This is a genomic window from Petrocella atlantisensis, from assembly GCF_900538275.1.
Lineage (GTDB): Bacteria > Bacillota > Clostridia > Lachnospirales > Vallitaleaceae > Petrocella > Petrocella atlantisensis.
Map to the genome: position 1 here is coordinate 1,617,577 of NZ_LR130778.1, position 24,799 is coordinate 1,642,375.

Below are 24,799 nucleotides of genomic sequence, written 5' to 3' on the forward strand. Positions count from 1 at the left end.
ATCAATATCTATATGTGTGTCCCGCTAATGCTCTTAAATCTTCTATTCTCGTTATTTCCATAATCTTACCACGCTTATCAATCAAGCCTTCTAAACACATTTCATTTATGGTCCGATTCAAATGCCTATACGTGGTACCTAACTGTTCTGCTATATCAACAAAACTTGATTTTACATTAATATTATTGGTTTCCACCTCTTTGTGTGCCAAAAGATAGCTGGCCAGTTTATTTTTTAGTGGCAACAAGACATTCGATGTGCTCATTTGACTGATCTTATCTAACCGATTGGCTAAAGACATACATAAAAACTTCAAAAAAGGTGCATAATCTAAATATGCACTTCTAATATATGCCATGGGTATACCAATACATATACACTTATTGAGTGCTTCAACGTTGGCACTATACTCATGTTGCATAAGCGTTTCTAGATCCCCATAAACACTTAGGGGATTTTCAATTCGAAGCAAATATATTTTCCCATTACCCAAAGTTGTAAAAACCTTTGCTTCACCTTCCACAAGTAAAAACAAATGGCTAATCTTATTCCCATTTTCACAAATCATTTCGCCTTTTGCATATTCAAAAATACGACAACGCTCATAAATGTTCTCTTTGAAAATATCTTTTAATCCATAAGCTTTGAAATAAGCTTCTAATCTCTGTTCCGATACTATTTCCTTCAAACTTTCACCACCATGACATATGTCCTATTTTTATTTATTATAACATGCTATGGTTATAGCGTCAAAACTAAAGTTTCACTAATCCATCTCGGGTCTTTGACACTTGCCGAAGTAACTAAAACAGCGAAAACCTTATAACAAGCCTATTTAGGCTTATTTTTTTGTCAAATTCTACTCTTTTCATTTACGTTCTACTACGTTCTATGATATAATATAGGGTATTAGGAGGTGTTGTTATGAGGCTGAAAGTTGTAAATTCTAAAATGTTCAATTATTATATGTCATAGAAACTATTTATGTTGATGGAAAACAAAAACTAGAACCGTCGAAAAACTTGGCAGATATTCTGATTTAGAAAAAGCTAAATGGTGCTAATCCCATAGAGTGGGCCAAAAAGTATATCGAAGATCTTAATCGCCAAGAAAAAGAACAAAAACGTGAGGTTATTATCAAGCTTAGGCAATCCACGCTTATTGATAAAGAGATTCAACGTTCCTACAACGGTGGCTATCTTTTTCTTCAACAGATTTATTACCAGTTAGGGCTTCATAAGATTTGTAACGATATTTCTTCAAGGCACAAGTTCACCTATGACCTTAACGGTATTCTCTCTCGTTTGATTTACGGAAGAATTCTTTTCCTTCTTCCAAGCTTTGCACCTTTGAATCTTCTAAACGTCTTCTCGAACAGCCAAACTTTGAATTACAGAACATTTACAGGTCTTTAGAAGTTATCGCTAAGGAATCCGATTTCATACAATCACAGCTTTACAAAAACAGTCTAGCAGTTTCTAAACGTAATGATCGAATTCTTTATTATGACTGTACCAACTACTTTTTTGAGATTGAACAAGAAGATGGCCTTAAACAATATGGACCCTCCAAAGAAAACCGTCCTAACCCTATTGTAGAAATGGGCTTGTTTATGGATGGAGATGGTATTCCTCTCGCTTTTAACATTCACAGTGGCAATACCAATGAGCAGGTGACTCTAAAGCCTTTAGAAAAGCAAATTATCGAAGACTTCAAACTATCCAAGTTTGTTGTATGTACTGATGCCGGCTTATCTTCAAATGCAAATAGGAAGTTTAATAATATAAATGGACGTTCTTTTATTACAACTCAATCCATCAAAAAACTTAAGCAGTTTTTAAAAGAGTGGGCTTTAGAACCAACTGGATGGAGGCACAATGATTCCAAAGAAACCTTTGATTTAAACCTGTTTGATGAAAATGAAAGTCTTTGTGAGCAATATAAGAATATGACCTTTTATAAAGAGAGATGGATTAAAGAGAATGATCTTGAGCAAAAACTGATTGTCACCTTTTCTCTTAAATACCGTTATTATCAACGTCAGATCAGAAACAAACAACTTGAACGTGCCACAAAACTCATTAGCACTAACCCAAAAAGTATAGGTAAGAAAAGACAAAATGATTATAAACGATTTATCGCTTCCACCAATGTTACAAGTGATGGTGAAGTTGCAGAAGAGACACTTTACCATCTTAATTCAAATACTGTTGCTGAGGAAAGTATCTATGACGGCTTCTATGCAGTATGTACTAACCTTGACGAAGATGCTTCTGAAATAGCTAGAATTAACCACCGACGTTGGGAAGTTGAAGAATGTTTTAGAATTATGAAGAGCGAGTTTAAAGCAAGACCTGTTTATCTTCAAAGAGACGACCGTATAAAAGCGCATTTTACAACCTGTTTTCTAGCACTTGTTTTATATAGATATCTGGAGAAAGACCTAGACAACCAGTTTACAACGAACGAAATCGTCGGCCAGTTAAAGGATATGAACTTCTATTGCGTTCCTGGACAGGGTTTTATTCCGACCTATACACGTACTGATTTTACAGATGCACTACATGATACCTATGGATTTAGAACAGACTATCAGATTGTCAGCGACAAAGAAATGAAAAATATATACAAAAAGACTAAAAAGTAAAAAAAAAGTACGCAAAAATTAATGACATATAAAAAGCTTGAAGCCCCTATTTATAAGGGATTTCAAGCTTTTTCTGTTTCACAACTGTCAAAGACAGGATTATAACATGCTATGGTTATAGCGTCAAAACTAAAGTTTCACTAATCCATCTTGAACACATAGATTGCGTTGATGCATTCGCAACTATGTATTCAAGATAGAAGTTCTACTATGTTTTTTGATGCTAAAACCCTGCTATGGTATAAGCGTCAAAACTAAGATTCACTAATTCATCCAGAAAACATAGATTGCGTTGATCCGTTCACAAAGGAGAATATTATGTACAAATTATTAGCCATGTTCAGCGGCATGACTGTCGCCATCATGATTTTATCCAACGGCTTACTTGTTGAGAGCATTGGAGACACACCTGCATTACTCTTCATTCACATTACCGGACTCATGGGTGCACTATTGCTGTTTTATAGCAACAAAGGTAGTTGGACCACTTTAAAAGGTATTCCTTTTTTCTATCTCTTAGGTGGTGTCACCGGTGTTGCCTCTGTCTATTTCACCAACTTAGCTTTCTTATCGATCGGTGCGACTGTCACCTTGATGCTAAGTCTTGTAGGCAGAATCGTCACTTCAACCATTATCGATCATTATGGCTTAATGGGAATGAAAAAATATCCCTTTGTTCCTTTGAAGCTTTTAGGGTTAGCACTGATTAGTGTGGGTGCTCTATTTTTAATTATGTTCTAAACGGAGGTGTTCTATGATTTTTTTTGTTGCCTTACTTACAGGTGTTTCAATCGTTATTGCCATGGTTCAGAATGCTAAACTTGCAGACTATATCGGTATCAAACAATGCACGGTTATGAACTATGTCACTGGACTTACGACTGTAACTTTCATTTTTATTATTCTAGGTGCGTCTTTGGGATTCATATCTAAATTATCCTCGACGCATGCCCTTGCTTACTTCGGTGGTCTAATGGGTATTATCGTAGTGACCACTTCAACCGTTATCATCCGTAAACTCTCAATCATTGCTGCTACGATGTTGATGTATGCCGGACAACTTATGATGGGGATTTTTATTGACTATCTAAGAGATATTGATTTGTCCCTTGGTAAAATATTCGGCTGTATATTAATCATAGCCGGTGTCTACTTTAATACCCTAGTGGATCAAAGGTTAGCTAAAATTCCTCGTGTCGAGAATACCTCAATGCCCATGGATCTATAAATCAAATAAAAACCAGCAATCTATGCTGGTTTTCTTATGCCGTTTTTACTTTTTTTAGATACTCATAAGCCTCATTAATCTCAACAATTCTTTGATTAGCATATTGCTTGTAATCCTCCGGCATGCCATCAGAAGACATCTTATCCGGGTGATGTTCTTTGGCCAACTTTCTATATGCTTTTTTTATCTCCATCAAATCGGCTTTTTCTGAAACACCTAGGACTTTACTATATTTACTTACTAAGTCAACTGAACTTGCACGACTACGGTCAGCATAACCATTGTAGCTGTCATAGCCATAACTTTGTTGTCGGGCATTTTGACTGAAGTACCTCTTAATGCTCATATATTCGTATTCCGTTAAGCCCAGTTCTGCTAATATCTTAACCAATAATTTTTCATCAGAGTCTGTCATCTTTTGATCATGCATCACAAGTGAGACTAAAAGATAACTGATGGACAGAACCACATCTCGTCTATTATGATAGGTTCGAACAACTCTTGCAAATTCAACATAAGCTTCAGGATGATCTTTTCCATAGTTGAAGGCTTTCTCATAAGCATTAAACTCGGAGCCGGTTATTCTAAAATTCATGGCTATGTATTGCCTGATAATCTGAATTTCCTTTGTACTGACATGACCATCGGATTTTGCAACTATAGCCGCAAGTCCCATTATAGAAGCCACAACCGGATTAAGGCCTGCAAATGCCGGTTCATCTTTTAAATAACTTTTAAATTTCGGGATTTTCCTAGGTATCAATAAGACAATAAAAATCATCCAAGGAAAGAAGAAAGTTGCGATACCCCATAGCATGCCATTTCTACCCTTTGCTGTCATAATCATAATGACAATGATGGCCAATACTAAGTTGAATATAAGTGTCATCAATGAAAATCCCAAACTTAAGATACCACTAATTATTCCTGTCAATACTTGAATCATTCTATTCACTCCAAACTTGTTAATGTCATTATTATAGTATGCTAACTATCTAATTGCCATTAAAATTCTATTAAAATAAGCTTGACCTTAGTCTCTGTATAAAAGTTTTATATACTTTTACTTAGTCACCGCTTCATTGAATCCTTTTTTCTGCTTTAATTGCTTTGATTTTGTTTTTGATTTTTTCTTAACCGAATAGCCGAAGGTGCCCAGCTTCTCTCCAAGACTATAATAAACACCATGGGAGTATGCAAATAACTTTGCAGCATCGAGGTGAAATTTGCCCTGCCCATCCATTAGCTTTTCATCAACGTAGACGCTCAGAATTTTCGCGATAAACATATCATGGGAGCCTAGTTTTTTAATTTCAACCACCTCACATATTATATTTACCGGACTTTCTTCTATAAGCGGTGCTTGTACTTCCTCAGTCTGAATCAAATTTAATTTCATTTTCTTGATTTTATTTTCATTTTTTCCTGATCGCACACCGCAATAATCCGTTGCTCTAAGAAGTGCCTCTGTTGTCAGGTTAATCACAAACGCCTTATTCCTTTTTATAATCTCATAGGAATGGCGCTCAGGTTTTATTGAAATGTAGGTCATTGGTGGATTGGTACAGATGGTACCCGTCCATGCTACTGTAATGATGTTGTGTTCCTCTTCGTCTTTTCCACAACTTACCATAACTGCCGGTAAGGGATAGATCATATTTCCAGGTTTCCATTTTATTTTTCCCATGATGCATACCTCCATCTTATGTTAACTGGTCCAATTGAACTGTATCCTTCCTACAAAAAACTTCTAGTACCTATAGAATCCTACCTAGGTACAATTAAAACCTCACTATACAACGAAATAATATAATTATTCCTAGTTGACATTTGTTATCATTTAGTACATACTATAAATAACAATCAATCGTGCACGACACACTATAAAAACATTAACGAGGTGATATTATGAGTCAAAATGATAACAAAGAATATGGATCAACAAAAACAGAAGCGTGGGCCGATTCAAAAGAATTCGATCCAGAGACAAATGTTAATCAACCTAGTATTGATGCGGTAGAAGATGCCAAAGAATGGGTTGAGGAAAATGAAAAATAGTACTTGAAAGCCACTGATACACTTTAAATCAGTGGCTTTTTTTATTTTTTTTAATTTCAAACCTATTTTCTAAGATCCAACATTGACTCAATCGTCTCTAGATCTTCATCTTCCATATAGGTGATGATGATATTTAGAGCGTATCCTTTTGAAAGGGTCACATAATGGACCTGATAAATAACCATATACCCAAGATCAATAGTCGCTCGGCTTCTTGTAAATGTTTTTTCTTGTATATTCACCGTATCCATCGTTTCCTCAAATACAATGGTCTCTCCAAGATGTTCAATCCCAGCCCGGGCTTGTTCCAAATACGCCCCGCTACTATCAATATCCTTCATCTCATCCAAGCGCTCTGCAGATATATAGAGATTAGGATTCATGGCAACCACTTCGTCAAAGGGATACTTAAACACCCCTAGCAGGTTAAGTATTTCAAACCCCGTCAAATCATAAGTCGCGTCTGATTCAGATGCTATAGCTTCTCCTGTTTGCATCAGCCGCATCATTTCTTCCTCAGATAGAACAATCCATGACTCCGGCAAATCCAGTTCTAAGTCAAAAAAGTTATTTTCATATTGGCCTTCTGTGATGCCACCTTTCATATAGGCTACTTTTTCTTCATCACTCATAGCATCCATATTATCTGAGTTCTCTGATTGATTGTTGCTCAGGTTACAGCCCGTGAGCACAAATGTACAGATCAGTAGAACCCATATGCCTTGTAATTTCATAAAAATCCTTTCTCTATAAAATGATAGATTTTCTAGCCTTTTCCAAGGCTTCTATAACTCGATCACACCAAGCATCAAATTCCGGATCTTCTTTTTGCATCGCTTCATTTGCTAAGAAATGATCTATGGTCATTTTGATACCTTGATCAAATCGCGTAGTGGCTACAAATTCAGGTACCAAACGTTTTAGCTTACTGTTATCAAAGACAACCGTTTGTGACTTGTCGCCTAATAGACTGCCGCCAAAATCGTAATCCGAACATGCAGCCAAAAATTCTGATGCCACATGAATGCCTTTTAGTTTAACACCTAGGGCATCTGCTATTGTTTGATAGATCTGATTCCATGTTAATGTCTCATCAGAAGTAATCTGCACCGCTTCACCTATGGCATGTATATTACCCATAAGCCCAACAAAGCCTTTTGCAAAGTCCGATGTATGGGTCATGGTCCATAAGGCTGTTCCGTCGCCATTAATGATAACCGGTTTACCTTCCAACATTCTTTTTGCCACTTGCCAGCCGCCTTGATGACCTTTTACACTGATTGGTATTGACCTGGTACCATAAGTATGACTTGGTCTAACAATCGTAACCGGGAACCCTTCATTTCTGTATAGATCCATTAAATAGGCCTCACAAGCTATTTTGTCTCTAGAATAAGCCCAGTATGGGTTAGAAAGTGGTGTACCCTCATTCACTCTGTAATCGGATAAAGGCTTTTGGTAGACAGAAGCAGAGCTAATGAATATAAATTGCTTCGTCTTATTCTTGAAAAGTCGATAATCTCTTTCTAAATGTGACGGTTCAAAAGCAATGAAATCTGCAACCACATCAAATGATAGATTCTCAATTAAAGATGAAAGCTTTTCTTCATCTTGTATATCGCAAGTGATGTAAGTTACGCCTTCATCTCCAAGGGCCTCATTTCGATTACCTCTATTTACGATATAAAGTTCTGTACCCTTTTTAATTAAGGCCTTTGAAATAGCTAAACTAATCGTGCCTGTTCCGCCAATAAATAATACTTTCATAAAAATCTCCTATCTTTTTCTTTCACACTTATTTGGATGCATTTAATCCAAGTACTTTTTATACCAGTCCATCTTTCCTGAGTTGTTCAATATGATCAATCAAGGTGGTTTCAAGTGACCGATATGTCATTTTGAGCTCCTGAATGCTTCGACTGTTATCTGCTTTTAATGTATACCCTACATTATTCTTAATATATTGTTTAGAAAGGCCAATCATAGGCGCAATAGCCCATATAACAGGCTTTGGAATTATTCTTCGTGGTAATTTATACTGGTCGCCATAATGATGCTTTATGATCTTTGCCATCTTTAGAAAGCTACCATTTTCATTGGCAATAATATATCTTCCATGTGCTTCTTGGGTAAAAGCAGCTCTTATATGACCGGTTGATATATCCCGTATATCTGAAAAAACATACTCAAGATGAGGGACCCCCGTTCTAAATGCACCGCTAAGAAGACGCCTTAAGGTGTCAATAGATGTGGCATCTACCCGCTTAGATAGCGAGGGACCAAAAACAAATCCGGGATGAATGGTAACCAAATCCCAGGCTTCTTGCTGACCCACCATCTCCCACGCCTTTTTTTCTGCCATGGTTTTTGAATAGCTATAGGGGTTATTATCTAAGGAACTGGTCGAATTCCACATCGTTTCATCAAAAGCTTCAATACCCAAGTCATCCATATCACGATTGTCTCCGTAGATGGCTGCCAGACTACTGGTTAAAACAACACGTTTGACTGTTTTGGATCGATTGACTGCCTCAAGAACATTAACAGTGCCTTGCACTGCCGGTTCTAGCAGATCTTTTCTTGGATCTAGATTGCGATCTACAGAAAAAGGTGACGCCGTATGCATCACATAATCTGCACCTTCAATGGCCAGATTAAAACTACCTGATTTGAGCAAGTCTGCTTCGAATATTTTTAATGTACCTTCATATTTTTTCTCAAGATTTAGAAGATGTACGTACTTCTCTTTATCTTTTAACTTTCTTACGGTTACACGCACCTCATGGCCATCTTTGAGCAAATCTCGAACAATCCAAGATGCAATATAGCCGGTACCTCCGGTTACAACAACTTTCATTTTATCCATATAATCATCCTTTCAAATACGACAACGCCTCTATCACTATGATGTCCCATGATGCATGGATTGTCAAGGTTAAGCTTAGATGCTATAATATTATAACAAGCATATATAGGTATTATTATTAAAATAGTAGCATACTACTCAATACAATAGGCGCTTTTGAATGGAGGCTGATTACATGTCTCAGGACATTGTTATGGACTTAAGGAAATTTGTTGCTCCTGAAATCATTATCGGTATTGATGCAAGACTTCTTATTCATCGCTATTTAACGCATTTTAACTCAAAAAGACCTATGGTTGTTACAGATGCAGGCGTAAAAGATCAGCCCTGGTTCTTAGAATTAGAAGATCTTATACGATCCAATTCTGAAGATATGATCGTTTTTGATGATGTTACCCCAAATCCTAGAGATTACGAAGCCATGATGGGTGCGGAAATCTTTCTTTCTCATGATTGCGACTTATTGATTGCCGTCGGTGGTGGTAGCCCTATTGATTGTGCAAAATGTATCAGTATTGTATCCACCAATGGTGGCCATATTCTAAATTATGAAGGTGTAGATGAAATCAAGCTTCCCGGACCACCACTCATCTGTATCCCAAGTACTTCTGGAACTTCAGCAGATATCTCTCAGTTTGCCATCATTCAAGACTCTCAGGAGTCTGTGAAAAGAGCAATTATCAGCAAAAAAGTGGTGCCCGATCTTGCTTTAATAGATCCTATACCGCTTATGACCATGGATAGATATCTAACTGCATGTACAGGTATGGATGCTCTAACCCATGCAATAGAAGCTTATGTATCCAATGCTCACTCACCATTAACCGATGTCCATGCACTAGAAGCCATTTCTCTTATCTATAATAACATTGATAAAGCGGTGGCAAAAGACCGAAGTCTAGATACGATGTATCAGATGCTCCTTGGATCCTTGCAAGCCGGCCTTGCTTTTTCAAATGCCAGTTTAGGCGCTGTTCACGCCATGGCCCATTCTTTAGGTGGTCTTTTGGATCTTCCTCACGGAGAATGTAATAGCATCCTTCTTGAACATATTATTGCTTTGAATTTTGATGCTGAAGTAGAACGTTATAAGGCTATAGCAAAGCAACTGGATATTCAAACACATCTATTAACTGATGATGATATTTGTGAAGAAATCTTACTAAAAATTCGTTTTATGCGCGAAAAACTAAATATTCCTTCGTCCATCAAGATCGCCTCTTTATCCTCTGATATCATTGACCGTTTAATTGTAAATGCACAAAATGATCCTTGTATGGTCACCAATCCAAGAATCTTGTCCACCAAGGAGTTGAAAAGCATTTATGAGCAAATCCTACGAATCTGATAAAAAGAAGTCTTTCACCCGTGAAGCCATCATTGGTTTAGGTGAAGACTCTTTTAGAAAAAACTATTACCCTGAATTACAAGACCATCTTCTTGAACTTGAACGCATCAATAGTAGAAATAAAGCCTTAATCACAACCATCCCTGATATCTTACTGGTATCTGATATCAAAGGTCATATCTCTCCCTTTAATGTCTCAAGGCTTAAGAATAATGAAATGACCCTAAGTATTATGAAAAATCAGGAGCTGATTCAAAAACTTAGAACCCTCGTTTCCGAAGTGGTTATATCTAGACTATTGATTACTTATGATTTTCAAATGGAAGTTGATCATAAAACGTTTTACTTTGAAGCACGCATCCATATTTCCACCTTCGATGAAGTCTTAATCATGATTCGCGATATGACCGATCGCATCACTTTAGAAAATCGTCTAAGAACCCTAGTGGATAAAGATAATCTTTGCAATGTCTACAATCGAAGGTACTTTGAGTATTACTTGGCCGATTTTAATATGCAGGAAATCATTAGCTTTACCATTATTATCATAGATATCGATGGGCTTAAGCTCATCAACGATACGCTTGGCCACTTATCCGGTGATCGGGTCATTGTTACTGTTGCCGAGCTTATAAAGAAAACTTTTAACCATTTTGGAATGATTTCTAGAATTGGTGGAGACGAATTCGGCATTGTACTACATGGTTTTTCTGCCAATGACATTGAAGGCTTTCTTGATACTCTAAAAACTTTGGTTAAAGAAGATAATCAACAGACTGAATCTGTAGAATTATCTCTGTCTTACGGATACAGTCACCACGAGTCCGGCGTCTTAAATGTAGACTGGGTTTTTCAAGAAGCAGATAATAACATGTACCAGAATAAATTGCTTAAGACCTCTAGTACTAAAAACAATCTTGTCAAAACGCTAATGAAAGCATTAGAGGCAAAAGACTACATTACGGAGGGGCATGCAGACCGCATGGAGATGCTGGCAACTATAATCGGGCATGAACTGAATCTTCCTCAGAACATCATTGATCGCATTCAACTTCTAACCAAATTTCACGATATTGGCAAAGTCGGTATTCCAGATAGTATCTTGAAAAAAGCTGGAGCTCTTACACCTGACGAATGGAAAGTGATGTGCACCCATTGTAACATTGGAGAACGTATTGCTAATGAATCTACTGAGCTCAAAGATATCGCCCACCTTATACTGAAGCATCAAGAACGCTGGGATGGTAAAGGCTACCCTTTAGGACTTGCTGGTAATGAAATACCCCTTGAATGCCGTATTTTAGCCATCGTTGACACTTTTGATGCCATGACCAACGATAGGCCTTATAGAAAAGCATTACCCATGCATGTCGCCGTAGAAGAGATCTTAAATCATGCCGGCACCCAATTCGATCCTGAATTGGTCAAAGTTTTTCACAAAGTTGTTTTTAAAGCTTACCCTTTATAGACTTAATCTATTTACAACGAAGTTCTTTTCAATAAAGGGCATTTATAGTATAGTCGATTACCCTCGACAATGCTATAAATGCCCTTTATAGCTTACTCTTAGAATCAAATTTATACCCTACACGTACAACAGTATGAATTCCGTAAGCCTTATCTTTCAATTTCTTTCGAATTTTTTTAATATGGGTATCTACAACCCGAAAATCACCAAAATAATCATATCCCCAAATGGTGTCCAATATCTGCTCTCTTGATAAAACCATACCATCATTTTCTATTAGATATACCAAAAGCTCATATTCTTTGGGTGCAAGTTCAATTTCTTCGCCACCTATTTTCACTGTATAAGCATCTTTATTAATCTCAATGCCCATCTTTGATATGATATGCATCATACCACCGCGGCCTTCTTCCAAACGGTTTTGCATCCTTTTAACCCTTGCTAAGAGAACCTGCAAATTAACAGGCTTTGTCACGTATTCATCAACACCCAATTCAAAGCCAAGCAACTGATCGGAATCATCGTCTCTCGCTGTTAACATAATAATTCCTACATTAGACTCAGCCCTAATTCTTCGACAAACAGACCATCCATCCATTTTCGGCATCATTACATCCAGTATAATGATTTCGATATCATTATCTTCAAATACCTCTATGGCTTCCTTACCGTCTGCTGCTTCAAAAACCTTGTAGCCTTCGTTTCTAAACGCCTTTGCAATGACTTCACGTATAACCGTTTCATCATCTACAATCAGTATTCTACCATGCACATCCCCACCCCCAAGTGATACATGTCTTATAGAATATTATATCTTATTTTTATATATCATACAATAATTTAATAGACATCTGTATGGTTAAGTTTTGATGCTTTAACCAAGTCAGTGTTATTCTAACAATTTTAGAAAGGCTGTTGGTAATGGATAGTTGCTAATAGCTTCCGGAAGGATCCACACCACTTCCGGGTCTTCGATTATAGGGATAGAGCTTGCCTTAAACCTAACAAAGGTCATATCCCATATTAAATGGGTGAAAACATGTTTTTTTGTTGTTATGACTGCTTCTTCCATAACAAGCAGACCATAGTTTTCCTCCAAATAAGCCATCATCTCCTTAGTAGAATCATCGTCCCCAACCTCTATAATCGGGAATCCCCAAAGATTTGCCAGTAAACCTTCCGTTCCTCTTTTTTCCAGTAAAACCTGATTTTCGAATTCTATATAGGCAACCATCATGTTTTTTGTGAGCTTCTTAGCTTTTGGTGTTTTAATCGGTAAACTGTTTTGAATATTTTTTTCTCTTGCTACACAAAATATATACACCGGACATAAATCACATTTAGGATTTCTAGGAACACAAATCAAGGCCCCGAGTTCCATAAGGGCCTGATTATAATCTCTAACGTCTTCCGGCAAGTCGGCCGAAACCATCGCTTCAATTTTCTGTTTTGTATTTGATTTTCCAATGTCTTCTTCAACACCATATAGCCTTGAATAAACACGTAGTACATTGCCATCTACAGCGGGCATCTTGATATCATAAGCGATACTCGCTATTGCCCCTGCTGTATATGGACCAATACCTGGCAAACCCAATATTTCATTATAGGTTCTTGGAAAAAAACCGCCATAATTTTCAGTAACAACACGGGCACATTGCATCAACCGTTTGGCTCTAGAATAGTACCCAAGGCCTTCCCATAGTTTGTAGATCTCATCTTCTGTTGCCTTTGAAAGGCTTACTATATCCGGATAGCTTTCAAGAAAGCGGTGATAATACGAGATGACTGTTGCCACTTGAGTTTGCTGACACATAATCTCAGACAGCCATATTTTATATGGGTTTCTTGTCGCACGCCATGGTAATTTCCTGTGGTTTTGCTTATACCACTTTAGTAATGATGCTTGTATTGTCTTCATATGACCGCCTTTTGATGCTACTCATTTTTCTCACTTTTCTTTATTTCTTTAAAAAACCATCGGCTTTCTCGGTGTGGCAATGTGGATGAACCACCTCCACGTTTTGGTACATCTTCTACCGGTATGTTCAATTCTCTGGCAATGATTTCCGCAACCCTTGGACCGCAATATGCACCTTGACATAAGCCCATACCGGCTCTTACTCTTCGCTTCATACTGTCGATGGAATTGACGGGAATACCACGGTGTATAGCATCTACAATCTCTGCCTCTGTCACATTCTCACACCTGCATACAATGTGCTTTTTAGGGTCTTCTGCTTCTGTTGAACCATCAAAATCTTCACTTTTCTTAATGAGTGTTGGCTTTCTATTGGGATTAAAATTAGGATTAGGCTTTAGTTCATACCCCATAGATTTAATGATTTCTATGACTTCTAATCCAATTGCCGGTGAAGAAGTCAAGCCGGGTGATTCTATACCTGCAACATTAATAAAATTCTTGACTGCACTTTCCTCAATTATAAAATCATGTCGATCACTTGTTGCTCTGATACCGGAAAAGGATGTTAGGGTTTTTTTGAGATCAAAGTCTGCTACACTTTTTCTCGCCTGTTCAACAATATAAGTGAGTGCCTCAAGGCTTGTCCCAACATCTGAAGCTTCACTTACTTCTTGAGCATTTGGTCCAAGCATGAGGTTTCCATGATAAGTCCTTGTTACCAATATTCCTTTTCCTACTTTGGTTGGACATTGGAACAATACTGTATTGGCCAGGTAGCCTTGATTCTTGTTTAATAATATATATTCTCCACGTCTTGGAATAATCTTAAAATTATCCGCGCCAACAAATCCAGCAACCCTATCACTATAAGCGCCTGCTGCATTTATGACTACCTTGCCTTCATACATTGCATCTATTGTCGAAACCTTAAAGGTTTCACCTTTTTCTATGCTTACCACTTCAGAGTTCAGCTTAATCTCTACACCATTTGCCACAGCGTTTTCAGCCAAGGCAATGGTTAATTCAAAAGGTGATGTAATCCCGGAGGATGGGCAATACAGTGCCCCTTTTACTTCCGGATTCACATATGGCTCCATTTCCATAACCTGATCATGGTCCAATATGACCAAATCATGAATACCATTTGTGATACCACGTTCTACAAGTTCATTAAGTGTCTCAAATTCTTCCTCTTCAAAAGCCATGACTAAACTGCCACACATCTCAAGACCAAAATGGAGCTCGGACTCCAATTGCTCAAACATACGATTGCCTTTTCGACACATTTTTGCTTTAACGGTTCCTGGCTTATCATCAAAACCACCGTGGACAATACCACTGTTTGCTTTTGAAGCGCCACAAGATACATCATTTTCTTTCTCAAGAAGCAAAACTTTTACATCATACCTTGAAAGCTCTCTTGCAATGGTTGAACCGATGACACCGGCTCCAATAATTATATAGTCATACATAATACTACCTCCTTTTACTGCGAACCCTTTTCATTTAATCATATCATATGATTTCCCATTATGGAAGTCAGGTTTCTATCTAAGTATGGTTAAAGCGTCAAAAGTATTTAGTGTTTTATGATTATTTAAAATATTTTTTTATGACTTCGGCTACGCCGTTTTCTTCGTTTGTTAATGTCACCTCATCTGCCACTGCTTTAATTTGATCAATGGCATTCCCCATTGCTATACCAAGACCTGCATATTCAATCATATGTAAGTCATTGCCCGAATCGCCGACACAAATAATTTCTTCCCTATTTATGCCATATACCTGGGCAACTTTTTGAACACCAACGGCTTTGTTACAACTTTTATGCAAGATTTCTAAAGTGAACGGCATAGGCTGAACGATGGTATAGTTCTCCAATATATGTTTGGGGAATCGCCAAGTTTCCATAAGAATCTCAGGATTATACGACTTTTTTTCACGCATCGCTACAGAATCAAGTTGTATGGTTGGAAAGTATCGAATCATGTCTTCTTTCATAACCGGCCCCTCATTAATAAGGCTAACCTTAAAAACTTCAATCGCCTTATCCATTTCGTGGAAGTTCATTACTTTCAGCTCCATGTCGTTGGCAATCGCATCATAGTGGCTATATAAATTATCTTGGTGAACCAAGATGTTATCTTTAGTATAGGCACTCATATCAAGATCAAAAGTCTCACACAGATCAAGTAGAGCTAATAGATCTTCATGTTCAATTGGAACTTCATGAAGGATGTTATCACTTTTATTCTCAACGGTCAAAGATCCACTACAAGTAATAGAATAAAAACCTTCTAGGTTTGTACCTAGTAATTTAAGGTATCTAGACATACCTTGGTAAGCTCTTCCTGAGGCCAGAACAACTTTAATACCGCGATTCACAATCTCTTTTATTGCCTCAATGTTTTCTTTTGATATCTCTTGTCTTTCATTAAGCAAAGTACCATCCATATCCAGTACAAGCATTTTGTACATGATTGTCACAACCTTTCTTTTATTACCATCTAACCATAATATGATTATAATGGTAAATACTCACTTTTACTAGAATAATTGATTCATAGATTGGGTTAAGGTGTCAAAATTATATACGTAAAAAGGACAGCAATCCGAGCGCTGTCCTTTTTGGGAGAAGGTATTTATATTATTTCTTATGGGGTGTAGTAAAACTATATATAAATGTATGGCGGGGGTTTTACAAGAATTATTATAGCATCTGATTAGGATTAAGTCTGCCCAAAGAAAAAAAAGTTTTTTTGAATTAATTGTAGGTTTTGACGATGTAATTATGAATATTTTTTGAAGACAAGAAAAAAATATATGTATAATGTATACAAAATAACTTAGTTTTTGACATGGTTACGATTTGTTCATATTCTCTTCATTCCAAAATGTTTCTAACACGGTATACAGATCCTCTTTTTTATTGACAATTTTATAATGGGACCATTCAAGAGGAAATAATGTCTTATATTGATGACTGGCAAATCGTTCATCCAACAAAACCACCACGCCCTTATCATGAATCGATCTTATAACCCTTCCGGCTGCCTGAAGTACCTTATTCATACCCGGATATACATAAGCGTAATCAAACCCTTTTCGACCAAAATGTGCCTTAATCAAATCATTTTCATAACAGATCATCGGCAAACCTACACCCACTATCAAAACACCAATCAGTCGGTTCCCCACCAAATCAATGCCTTCAGAGAACATACCACCCAAAACAGAAAAAGCGATTAAAGAGCGATCTCTGGGCTTTTCAAAAGACTGAATGAAGGCTTCTTTTGCTACTTCTGTCAGGCCTCTTTCCTGGTAGAGTAGGTCAAATTCTTCTTCAACTTTCTTTGAAAAGACTAAATCATTTAATACATCCTCCATATATTTATAGGATGGAAAAAAAACCAAATAGTTTCCTTTTTTCTCTTTAGCAATGGTCATAATATGTTCCCCAATAGGCCCAATAGAGCTATCACGGTTATGATACTTGGTGGAAATAGAGCGGTCAATTACCAGACCCAATTTTTCACTATCAAAAGGCGATGATAACATCATGCCATAATTCTCTTTATTACCACCTAACAAATCCATATAGTAGGACATGGGCAAAAGGGTTGCAGAAAAGAAAACGACACCATTCATATCAAGGGTTGCCATCCTTATATTGTCACTTGGATCCATACAATACAAGTGTATTCTTAGATTATTACCTTTCTTCTCATAAGTGGTAATATACTTTTCACTGTATAATTCTGTTTTCTTGACATAATCATAGGCCATAAAGAAAAAATCCAAAAGCATATCCATATGCTGCCAATTTTGATGTTCTTTGAAGATTTTCTCTGTTCTATAGATAATGGCTCTAAGATCATCTTCTATATCATAGGGCATATCTTTTGTCTCAAATCTTAAATGTTCATAGTCTTCACAAGCTTTTCTATAGTGCAACATCTTCTGGTTTAACCGCGTCATGTACTTGTAAAGCTTAGCATCTAAATCCTTAACCTTACGTCGTAATTCTAAAACCTGATCTTTTTCAAGAACAGCAGAGTACATGGACCTTCCTCGGTCAACAAGATTATGGGCTTCGTCAATCAATAAGGTGTAGCCACCGGAACCTTCGACAAAAAACCTTTGTAGCTTAGCGCTGGGGTCAAAGACATAATTATAATCGCAAACAATCACTTCACAAAACAATGCCAAATCCAAAGATAATTCATAGGGGCAAACCTGATGCAGCCTAGCAAAGCTTTCGATTACATCCCGTGTATAACAATCCGTCGCCTTAAACGCCGCCTCAATAGCCACGTTCACCCGGTCATAATGGCCTAAGGCATAGGGACAATCCTCTTTATTACACTTAGTCACCTCATTAAGGCATATTTTCTCTTTGGCTGTTATTGTGACCCTTTTTAATACCATACCTTGGTCTTCCAGTAAGTTCAGTGTTTGATTGGCCACTTCCTTACCAATGGTTTTTGCCGTTAGATAAAATATCTTTTTGGTCTTTTTCTCACCTAAAGCTTTGATAGCAGGAAATAACGTTGCGATGGTTTTGCCAATCCCTGTTGGTGCTCTTGAAAAAAGCTTCTGACCTTCTATAATGGTCTTAAAGACGCCATGCATAAGCTGCTTTTGACCTTTACGGTAGCTAGGGAAAGGATACGTCATACGTCCGACACTTTCTAAGCATCTTTCCTTGAATCTCTCCAAGCTAAGTGCCCATTTGGCATAACGGCCCAGTATGTCATAATAGAAGACTTCAAGGTCTTCTATGGTCTCATAGGAGGTAAAATGCCGCACATTATAGTCTTCCAACTCAATGTAAGTCAGTCTACATGTAAGGCCCATAAGCTGATTTTGATGGGCATAGATATAACCATACATTTTGACCTGTGCCCAGTGCATAATATTGTTACCTTTGATTAGGTGAAGGGGCATACCAGTGGATTTGATTTCATCAATAACAATTATACCGTCCTCTTCAAAAAGACCGTCCATACGACCGGTAATGGTGAAATCGATTTGATCCATTTGGCATGTATGAACCAGCTTAACTTCAACAAGGTAGTCATCCATTTGAGCCTTCTGGAACCTTTGATGGGCTCTGGTACCATCTACCGCTCTGGTGCTTGAGAGTGCAACGGATTCAATACTCCCCCCTCTTAGGATATAATCAATTATATTTCTTACTGAAACCTGAATCTCGTACCGGGCCATAGTTTTCACCAACAATCATTTACTATTCTAGGGATATTTTTCCAACATGGTTTTATTATTCATGCTGATTTAACCATTATACCAAATATATGTTCCCCTGAAAAGTGTTTGTGGCAATCAAGAGTCTTATCTCCTGATTGCCACATTTTTAGTCATATCTTCTATTGTTTTAGTTTTTACTTGCAATTAGGTTCTTGTACCAATAATAGGATTCTTTAGGTGTCCGTTTACCGGTTTCAAAATCAACATGTACAAGACCGAATCGTTCTTTATAACCTTCTGCCCATTCGAAATTATCCAGTAATGACCACTGGAAATAACCACGAATATCATTGCCTTCTTGATAGGATTTGTCTAATTGGCGTAAATATCGATCCAAAAAATCTATCCTACCTTCGTCATGAACCTTACCATCTAAGGATACCCAATCCTTATTGGACAATCCATTCTCTGTAATATAGATTGGTGTCTGGTAGCGCTCATACATGAACTTCGTACCCCAATACATAATGCCTTCTGACACAAGCCAGTTAAGCGCTGTAAAAGGTTGACCCGGTTTTTGCTTACTGACTTTCACATAAGGACCATCTGCTTCAACCACTGGACCTTGATATAAATTAAGTCCAATAAAATCCACTTTCTGCGAAATAAGTTCAAAGTCTTTTCTTAATTGTTCCTCTTCCGGTAAATAATCTCGGTACATCTTTGTTACCCAGTCGGGGTATTTTCCAAGCATAATCGGATCATACCAATAATCGTTGTCAAAGGTAAAATCATAGTCATCTTTATTTTCTGTTTTCTCATATCGATTAAACATAAAATCTCTTGCCGCATCTACATCTGCTTGTTCTAATGATTTTGGAACAACTGCATTGGCTACAAAAGCAAACCCAACAGATGCCTCCGGCCTAGCATCTTTTATAACCTTAAGAGATTTACCGTGAGCCAATAAAGTGTTGTGAGTCATCCGTATAATGTCAAAGGCGCTGTAGTGATGTCCCGGTGCATGTACGCCTGAGAAATAGCCAAGCCCGATAAAGCATTGTGGCTCGTTAAGCGTCATCCAATGCTTGACCCGATCGCCCAAGCAATCTACCATTACTTTTGTATACTCAGCAAACCAATCTGAAGAAGCGTCATTCAGCCATTGACCCTTTTTATACAATTCATAAGGATAGTCCCAATGAAATAAGGTAACATAAGGTTCAATGCCCGCTTCAAGTAAGGCATCTACAAAACGGCTGTAATAGTCAAGGCCTTTTGCATTTACTTCTCCGATACCGTTTGGCAAAACTCTTGGCCATGAAATTGAAAATCTGTAGGCTTTCACACCCAACTCCTTAAGTATTGCCACGTCTTCTTCTAGTTTATGGTAGGAATCACAAGCCACATCACCATGGTCCATATTATAAACTTTGCCTTCAACTTTGGTAAACATATCCCAAACGGAGAGACCTTTACCGTCATCGTAAGCGCCGCCTTCTATTTGATAGGATGCTGTTGCTGCACCCCATATAAATGATTGATCAAACATAATGTCCTCCTAATAGCTGTTCTAATCTAAATGTGGTTTAAGGGTTAAAAATGCCTTTTGATTAAGTGACTTATTCTTCCATTATTCCTTGAGACCGCCAAGAGCCACCCCTGCGATAATGTATCTTGAGAAAATAAGATATACAAGGAGCAGTGGTAAAATGGTCATCGCAATTCCAAGATAAATGCCACCAAATTCAGTCCTATAAATATCCGCTTTAAGTAGCTGAACCAACATAGGTAATGTGTATTTCTTCTCATCTGAAATCAACATTAAGGGCATAAGGAAATTATTCCAAGAGCCGACAAAAGCAAAAATACCCATAGTAGCAAGTGCCGGTTTCATCACAGGCAAGGCAATTGTATGAAAAATTTGTATCTCTTTTGCACCATCAATTCTTGCAGCGCTTACCAAATCCTTTGGAAAGGATGAAAGTAAATACTGACGAATGAAGAAGACAGTCGCAGGTGTCGCCATTGCAGGGAAAATCAAGGGTATATACGAGTCTGTAAGGTTCGCATTCAACATCATACGATAAAAACCGATCATGCTGATCTGGGCCGGTATCATCAGAATAAAAGCAATTAAAGCAAATATGTACTTTTTCGCTTTGAAATCATAAACAACAAGACCATATGCCGTTAATGCACTAAAATATAAAGCCATAAAAGTGGCACTTGCAGATATGGTGAAACTGTTTAAAAAACCACGCCATATATCAAAGCCTCTATTGGTCAACACTGTATAGTTGTATTCCATGAAGCCACTGGGTATAAGGGAAAAACCTTGCTGTATCTGATCCGTGGATCTGGTTGCATTCACAATAAGGATCCAAAAAGGCATGATGCTAAGGATCATGAGCAAAAAACACACAATATAGATCCAAGATGCTTTTAGCCAATAAAATTTTCCTAATCTATGCTCATTCATGTAGAGTACCTGCCTTTCTTAGTTTACCAAACAAAGGCTTTTTGATTCTTTCATCGTCTCCCATGACCTTGAAGATAATTATACTGACAATCACAATCATCACCAGTAGTGTTATGGAGGCGGTTGCAGCTACATAATAATTTCTACTACCACTAAAAGCCTGCCTGTAGATAAACATCGTAACTGTTTCAATAGAATAATCCGGATTGCCTCTTAATGTTAACAAGAAGGGAATATCAAACATTTGCATGCCACCGATAAAAGAGGTTACCAGTACATACAAAGTAATCGGCTTAATAAGAGGTAGCGTTATACCAAAAAACATCTGACTACTTGTTGCCCCATCCACCATGGCTGCTTCATAAAGAGAAGGATTAATGCCTAAAATACCTGCCATAAGAATGATAAATGTATTACCATACCACATCCAAAACTGGATAAAGGCTACGATGGATCTAGTGGCGCCCGCACTTCTAAAGAACTCAAAAGGTTCACTTAGAACACCGAATTGAATCAACAATTGATTGATTGGTCCCATAGGATAACTAAAAAGCGTACTAAAAAGTATGGATACAGAAGCGGCAGTAATAATATTCGGCATATAGAACAATACTTTAAAAAGACCTGCGCCTTTTAGCTTCATTCTTGCGTCTGAAAACCATTTTGCCAATAACAGTGCCAAACCAATTTGTGGAATAAAGTTCATGGTCCAGATGATCCATGTGTTTCTAAGTGCTTTTAAGAATAATTCATTTTGAAGCAAAGCGAAGTAATTCTTAAATCCCACATAATTCATCTGGGTTTCCCAACCTGCAAGATCTGAAAAACTTAACTGAAAGGTGTAAAAAATCGGATACAGTTGGAAGACCAAAAAGGCAATAATGAATGGTGCAACAAAGAAATAACCGTACTTATCATAATTAACCAATTGATTTTTATTTTTCTCTGCCATTATAATCTCCTATCTTAATTTCTTGAGCTGTGTTATAAGCAGTCGATTAAACTTTGTCTCTGTTATAAGTACAAACATTGATTATAGGGTCAAAACTAAGTTTCATTAAGTTTATATATGGGTGTATGCAATAGTTCAACTATATCGTTTTGACACCTGAACCAACATTCTTAATGAATATTAAAGGGATGAAAGACTAGCCTTCACCCCTTTAATTTTAGTATTCTAAATTGGGGAATTGATTTTTGACCGATGAAATAAAATCTTCCATCGCAGCATCACGTTCTTTTTCGCCTTTGGAATATGCGGTCAACTGCTCAGTAAATAAGTCTTGAATGTCTTTGTCAGAACCTGTCAAAATAGATGCGTCTACTTTTGTTGCCATTTCTGCAAAAGCAGCATAATGGTTTTGTCCATCCAAGAAAGGCTCTGAAAAACCATCTTTGATTTCATTCACTACTGCTTCATTAGATAGAACGTCACCAGTCTCTTCTGCCCATGTTTTTAGGAAAGCTTCATCTAATGTCAAGTATTCGATGAGATCAGCTGCTGCTGCCTCCATCTCGGAACCTTCACGCATAGCTAACCATGTGCCACCCCAGAAATAAGAGGAAGGTCCTTGGATCATACCCCAGTCACCTGAAGTGGATACGCCTGTATCTGCATTCTCAGCACTTGTTTTTAATACATAGTGAAGACCCCATGTTGGTAAGAAGTAACCAAAAACATCATTACCTGAAATACTTGCAAACCATTGTTCTGTCCATTGTTCAGACTGGTTCGTCAATTTATTAGATTCTAGTTTTCTACCCATTTCCATAAGTTCAGTAATCTTAGGATCAACGACGAATTTGTTGTCTACAACCCAGCCCTCTTCTCTGGCTGCATAGAAAACTTGTACTAGGTCCCCTAGAGAACTGATCATTTTTACTTTTCCGTCTGATTTCTCACTGATGGTCATTGCTGTTTCATAGAACTTATCAAAGTCGCTCACAAGCGCTTGTACTTCTTCCGGATCTTCTGTTCCAAGATACTCCAAAGCCAGACTTCTTCTATAGAAGAAAGCACCAGGTGTCGCTTGCCAACTTGAGCCTTTTAGTACGCCATTGGTATCTGTTGCAACATCAAGGACATAAGGAAGTGTATCAATATTGTCTCTATCAAATCCTATAGATGCTAGATCTGCTGTAAAAGGTGAATCTACATATTTTTTAACATACCCAGCTTCAAGAGCGAATACATCCGGTGCGCTTTTCCCTGATGCCAAAACCGGATCAAGTTTGTTTTGATATTGATCATTAGGTACGACGACAACTTCAACTTTATAAGGTAAGTCCGGATTGTCTTTTAAATAATGGTTCTCAATCATACCTTTAAGTTCATCTGTAAATGTCCATACAACCAAAGTCTCACCTTTGTTTTCTGTTGGTACGCCAATCTCAACTTCTCCTATTGCTTCGTTATTGTCCTGCTTCGCCCCACCACAAGCCGTTACAGAAAGTATTAATGTAAATGTTAGTAATAAACCAATCCACTTTTTCATCTTTTTCTCCTTTTCACATTCATATAAGTTTCACTTGCTTACAGGATGCACCTTCTAACAATTTCACGCCCACACTTATGTCTATTTTCGTTCGATTCTTGGTTTCAATAATTTCAGTCAAACGCTTAGCAGCCAGCTCACCAATCATCCTCGTGTCTTGTACAATCGTCGTTAAATGGGGGGTAATCATTTGTCCAAGTTCCAAACCGTCAAAACCAACAACCGATATATCCTCCGGTACTTTAAGACCTAACTCTTGAATCACTTTGATTCCTAAAACTGCTGCATAATCATCGGAAAAAATAATAGCCGTGGGTCGTTTCTCTCTCCCTAAGACCATGCGTGTCTTATCGGCAATATTTTCACGGTCGTAATAAGCACTTTCTACCAGATGTTCTTCCGTTATTTTGCAGTTGTTGGCATTCATAGTATCTTCAAAACCGCGAATACGTTCACCGGTGACATAATTGCGTTGTCCGTGAATATAGACAATGTCTCGATGGTTTAAATCAATAAGGTGCTGCGTCAGCAGTTTTAAGCCTTCATAGTTTTCAGAAAAAATAGAACTCACTGTATCGTTATCAAAATCAATGACCACAACAGGTATCTTGCTATGAATCAACTCAATGACATTTTGATCATTATAGTCATAGTTAGCAATAATAACACCATCGCATCGGCGTCGCCTTACATGTTGAAGGAAAGACACCTTATTCTCACCTATTTTTTGGGATACAAAGGTTAAATCATAACCTAGTTCTTCAGTATATTTCTTAAAGCTCTCAAGAATCTGTGAGAAAAAGTAGTGGGTAAAACCATTACGAATCTCACTCTCCGTTTCAAAAAGGACACCAATATTCCAAGTCTTGTTCTTTGTTAATGCTTGTGCCTGTGAATTTGGTGAATACCCCATGCTTTCTGCCATATCCAATATCTTTTTCCGCGTCATGGCATTAACATCCGGATAATTATTAAGTGCTTTTGATACTGTTGCGCTTGAGCAACCGACATTTTTTGCTATATCATAAATGGTAATCATATATAACCATCCTTTCCGAAACCGTTTTCGATTCAT

Annotated in this window: 21 protein-coding genes and 1 pseudogene; 6 read left to right on the forward strand and 16 right to left on the reverse strand. The window is 37.5% G+C overall.

Features of this window, described 5'->3' with window-relative positions; genetic code table 11:
- Window position 1: 1 nt before the first annotated feature.
- Entirely contained in the window at window positions 2–688 is a 687-nt protein-coding gene (locus tag PATL70BA_RS07570) for a cyclic nucleotide-binding domain-containing protein (RefSeq protein WP_125136805.1), read from the reverse strand.
- A gap of 236 nt (window positions 689–924) precedes the next feature.
- Here PATL70BA_RS07570 and PATL70BA_RS07575 point away from each other — a divergent pair.
- The 3 genes and pseudogenes from PATL70BA_RS07575 to PATL70BA_RS07585 all read left to right on the forward strand — a co-directional run bounded on the left by PATL70BA_RS07575 (window position 925) and on the right by PATL70BA_RS07585 (window position 3,875).
- Window positions 925–2,647 (forward strand): annotated as a pseudogene (locus PATL70BA_RS07575) (IS1634 family transposase).
- A gap of 318 nt (window positions 2,648–2,965) precedes the next feature.
- On the forward strand, window positions 2,966–3,388 hold the full coding sequence (locus tag PATL70BA_RS07580; protein ID WP_125136806.1) for a DMT family transporter: 423 nt from the start codon (window positions 2,966–2,968) through the stop codon (window positions 3,386–3,388).
- A gap of 13 nt (window positions 3,389–3,401) precedes the next feature.
- Complete coding sequence (locus PATL70BA_RS07585) at window positions 3,402–3,875, forward strand: DMT family transporter (RefSeq protein WP_125136807.1); 474 nt, start codon at window positions 3,402–3,404, stop codon at window positions 3,873–3,875.
- A gap of 34 nt (window positions 3,876–3,909) precedes the next feature.
- Here the strand turns inward: PATL70BA_RS07585 and PATL70BA_RS16770 are convergent, their stop codons facing one another.
- Together PATL70BA_RS16770 and PATL70BA_RS07595 are read right to left on the reverse strand one after the other, a co-directional pair.
- The gene (locus PATL70BA_RS16770) at window positions 3,910–4,821 is read right to left on the reverse strand and encodes a DnaJ domain-containing protein (protein ID WP_172596161.1); all 912 of its coding nucleotides are present in this window, start codon (window positions 4,819–4,821) and stop codon (window positions 3,910–3,912) included.
- A 117-nt stretch (window positions 4,822–4,938) separates the two neighbouring features.
- Window positions 4,939–5,562, reverse strand: coding sequence for a flavin reductase family protein (locus tag PATL70BA_RS07595; RefSeq protein WP_125136808.1), 624 nt, complete (start codon window positions 5,560–5,562; stop codon window positions 4,939–4,941).
- A gap of 221 nt (window positions 5,563–5,783) precedes the next feature.
- Here PATL70BA_RS07595 and PATL70BA_RS07600 point away from each other — a divergent pair, with 221 nt between their 5' ends.
- Window positions 5,784–5,933 carry a CDIF630_02480 family spore surface protein gene (locus PATL70BA_RS07600; RefSeq protein WP_125136809.1) on the forward strand — a complete coding sequence of 50 codons (150 nt, stop codon included), beginning with the start codon at window positions 5,784–5,786 and terminating at the stop codon, window positions 5,931–5,933.
- A 62-nt stretch (window positions 5,934–5,995) separates the two neighbouring features.
- Here PATL70BA_RS07600 and PATL70BA_RS07605 read toward each other — a convergent pair whose 3' ends face one another.
- Genes PATL70BA_RS07605 through PATL70BA_RS07615 form a run of 3 tightly spaced genes read right to left on the reverse strand, consistent with a single transcriptional unit; the run spans window position 5,996 to window position 8,799 of the window.
- Window positions 5,996–6,667 carry a hypothetical protein gene (locus tag PATL70BA_RS07605; protein ID WP_125136810.1) on the reverse strand — a complete coding sequence of 224 codons (672 nt, stop codon included), beginning with the start codon at window positions 6,665–6,667 and terminating at the stop codon, window positions 5,996–5,998.
- Window positions 6,668–6,680: 13 nt separating this feature from the next.
- Complete coding sequence (locus tag PATL70BA_RS07610) at window positions 6,681–7,700, reverse strand: SDR family oxidoreductase (RefSeq protein ID WP_125136811.1); 1,020 nt, start codon at window positions 7,698–7,700, stop codon at window positions 6,681–6,683.
- A gap of 58 nt (window positions 7,701–7,758) precedes the next feature.
- Window positions 7,759–8,799: an NAD-dependent epimerase/dehydratase family protein gene (locus PATL70BA_RS07615; RefSeq protein ID WP_125136812.1), complete on the reverse strand. Its 1,041-nt coding sequence runs from the start codon at window positions 8,797–8,799 to the stop codon at window positions 7,759–7,761.
- A gap of 175 nt (window positions 8,800–8,974) precedes the next feature.
- Here PATL70BA_RS07615 and PATL70BA_RS07620 point away from each other — a divergent pair, with 175 nt between their 5' ends.
- Window positions 8,975–10,147 carry an iron-containing alcohol dehydrogenase gene (locus PATL70BA_RS07620; protein ID WP_125136813.1) on the forward strand — a complete coding sequence of 391 codons (1,173 nt, stop codon included), beginning with the start codon at window positions 8,975–8,977 and terminating at the stop codon, window positions 10,145–10,147.
- Complete coding sequence (locus PATL70BA_RS07625) at window positions 10,125–11,615, forward strand: bifunctional diguanylate cyclase/phosphohydrolase (RefSeq protein WP_125136814.1); 1,491 nt, start codon at window positions 10,125–10,127, stop codon at window positions 11,613–11,615. Before PATL70BA_RS07620 ends, PATL70BA_RS07625 begins: the two co-directional genes overlap by 23 nt.
- Window positions 11,616–11,700: 85 nt before the next feature.
- On the opposite strand, the gene PATL70BA_RS07630 is transcribed toward PATL70BA_RS07625, so the two are convergent.
- The 10 genes from PATL70BA_RS07630 to PATL70BA_RS07675 all read right to left on the reverse strand — a co-directional run bounded on the left by PATL70BA_RS07630 (window position 11,701) and on the right by PATL70BA_RS07675 (window position 24,763).
- The gene (locus tag PATL70BA_RS07630; protein WP_125136815.1) at window positions 11,701–12,387 is read right to left on the reverse strand and encodes a response regulator transcription factor; all 687 of its coding nucleotides are present in this window, start codon (window positions 12,385–12,387) and stop codon (window positions 11,701–11,703) included.
- Between the two features lie 117 nt (window positions 12,388–12,504).
- Window positions 12,505–13,536: an A/G-specific adenine glycosylase gene (gene mutY, locus PATL70BA_RS07635; RefSeq protein ID WP_125136816.1), complete on the reverse strand. Its 1,032-nt coding sequence runs from the start codon at window positions 13,534–13,536 to the stop codon at window positions 12,505–12,507.
- Between the two features lie 17 nt (window positions 13,537–13,553).
- A complete protein-coding gene (locus tag PATL70BA_RS07640) occupies window positions 13,554–15,011 on the reverse strand; it encodes an NAD(P)/FAD-dependent oxidoreductase (RefSeq protein WP_125136817.1) in 1,458 nt (485 codons plus the stop codon).
- Window positions 15,012–15,132: 121 nt separating this feature from the next.
- Window positions 15,133–16,017 (reverse strand): Cof-type HAD-IIB family hydrolase, encoded by an 885-nt coding sequence (locus PATL70BA_RS07645; protein WP_125136818.1) that lies wholly within the window; start codon window positions 16,015–16,017, stop codon window positions 15,133–15,135.
- Between the two features lie 384 nt (window positions 16,018–16,401).
- Window positions 16,402–18,765, reverse strand: a complete 2,364-nt coding sequence (locus PATL70BA_RS07650; protein ID WP_125136819.1) for an ATP-dependent DNA helicase — start codon at window positions 18,763–18,765, stop codon at window positions 16,402–16,404.
- Between the two features lie 169 nt (window positions 18,766–18,934).
- Window positions 18,935–20,299 carry a GH1 family beta-glucosidase gene (locus PATL70BA_RS07655; RefSeq protein ID WP_125136820.1) on the reverse strand — a complete coding sequence of 455 codons (1,365 nt, stop codon included), beginning with the start codon at window positions 20,297–20,299 and terminating at the stop codon, window positions 18,935–18,937.
- Between the two features lie 81 nt (window positions 20,300–20,380).
- Window positions 20,381–21,229, reverse strand: coding sequence for a carbohydrate ABC transporter permease (locus PATL70BA_RS07660; protein WP_125136821.1), 849 nt, complete (start codon window positions 21,227–21,229; stop codon window positions 20,381–20,383).
- On the reverse strand, window positions 21,222–22,181 hold the full coding sequence (locus tag PATL70BA_RS07665; protein ID WP_125136822.1) for a carbohydrate ABC transporter permease: 960 nt from the start codon (window positions 22,179–22,181) through the stop codon (window positions 21,222–21,224). Before PATL70BA_RS07665 ends, PATL70BA_RS07660 begins: the two co-directional genes overlap by 8 nt.
- A gap of 217 nt (window positions 22,182–22,398) precedes the next feature.
- Window positions 22,399–23,724, reverse strand: coding sequence for an ABC transporter substrate-binding protein (locus PATL70BA_RS07670; protein ID WP_125136823.1), 1,326 nt, complete (start codon window positions 23,722–23,724; stop codon window positions 22,399–22,401).
- A gap of 19 nt (window positions 23,725–23,743) precedes the next feature.
- The gene (locus PATL70BA_RS07675; RefSeq protein ID WP_172596162.1) at window positions 23,744–24,763 is read right to left on the reverse strand and encodes a LacI family DNA-binding transcriptional regulator; all 1,020 of its coding nucleotides are present in this window, start codon (window positions 24,761–24,763) and stop codon (window positions 23,744–23,746) included.
- Window positions 24,764–24,799 lie beyond the last annotated feature (36 nt).

What these genes read in the sequence shown, in the direction of transcription:
- PATL70BA_RS07665 (WP_125136822.1), bottom strand. Translation starts at nt 22,181, where the DNA reads ATGGCAGAGAAAAATAAAAATCAATTGGTTAATTATGATAAGTACGGT.
- PATL70BA_RS07595 (WP_125136808.1), bottom strand. Translation starts at nt 5,562, where the DNA reads ATGGGAAAAATAAAATGGAAACCTGGAAATATGATCTATCCCTTACCG.
- PATL70BA_RS16770 (WP_172596161.1), bottom strand. Translation starts at nt 4,821, where the DNA reads ATGATTCAAGTATTGACAGGAATAATTAGTGGTATCTTAAGTTTGGGA.
- PATL70BA_RS07645 (WP_125136818.1), bottom strand. Translation starts at nt 16,017, where the DNA reads ATGTACAAAATGCTTGTACTGGATATGGATGGTACTTTGCTTAATGAA.
- PATL70BA_RS07610 (WP_125136811.1), bottom strand. Translation starts at nt 7,700, where the DNA reads ATGAAAGTATTATTTATTGGCGGAACAGGCACGATTAGTTTAGCTATT.
- PATL70BA_RS07625 (WP_125136814.1), top strand. Translation starts at nt 10,125, where the DNA reads ATGAGCAAATCCTACGAATCTGATAAAAAGAAGTCTTTCACCCGTGAA.
- PATL70BA_RS07640 (WP_125136817.1), bottom strand. Translation starts at nt 15,011, where the DNA reads ATGTATGACTATATAATTATTGGAGCCGGTGTCATCGGTTCAACCATT.
- PATL70BA_RS07675 (WP_172596162.1), bottom strand. Translation starts at nt 24,763, where the DNA reads ATGATTACCATTTATGATATAGCAAAAAATGTCGGTTGCTCAAGCGCA.
- PATL70BA_RS07600 (WP_125136809.1), top strand. Translation starts at nt 5,784, where the DNA reads ATGAGTCAAAATGATAACAAAGAATATGGATCAACAAAAACAGAAGCG.
- PATL70BA_RS07660 (WP_125136821.1), bottom strand. Translation starts at nt 21,229, where the DNA reads ATGAATGAGCATAGATTAGGAAAATTTTATTGGCTAAAAGCATCTTGG.
- PATL70BA_RS07615 (WP_125136812.1), bottom strand. Translation starts at nt 8,799, where the DNA reads ATGGATAAAATGAAAGTTGTTGTAACCGGAGGTACCGGCTATATTGCA.
- PATL70BA_RS07585 (WP_125136807.1), top strand. Translation starts at nt 3,402, where the DNA reads ATGATTTTTTTTGTTGCCTTACTTACAGGTGTTTCAATCGTTATTGCC.
- PATL70BA_RS07655 (WP_125136820.1), bottom strand. Translation starts at nt 20,299, where the DNA reads ATGTTTGATCAATCATTTATATGGGGTGCAGCAACAGCATCCTATCAA.
- PATL70BA_RS07670 (WP_125136823.1), bottom strand. Translation starts at nt 23,724, where the DNA reads ATGAAAAAGTGGATTGGTTTATTACTAACATTTACATTAATACTTTCT.
- PATL70BA_RS07580 (WP_125136806.1), top strand. Translation starts at nt 2,966, where the DNA reads ATGTACAAATTATTAGCCATGTTCAGCGGCATGACTGTCGCCATCATG.
- PATL70BA_RS07620 (WP_125136813.1), top strand. Translation starts at nt 8,975, where the DNA reads ATGTCTCAGGACATTGTTATGGACTTAAGGAAATTTGTTGCTCCTGAA.
- PATL70BA_RS07650 (WP_125136819.1), bottom strand. Translation starts at nt 18,765, where the DNA reads ATGGCCCGGTACGAGATTCAGGTTTCAGTAAGAAATATAATTGATTAT.
- PATL70BA_RS07605 (WP_125136810.1), bottom strand. Translation starts at nt 6,667, where the DNA reads ATGAAATTACAAGGCATATGGGTTCTACTGATCTGTACATTTGTGCTC.
- mutY (WP_125136816.1), bottom strand. Translation starts at nt 13,536, where the DNA reads ATGAAGACAATACAAGCATCATTACTAAAGTGGTATAAGCAAAACCAC.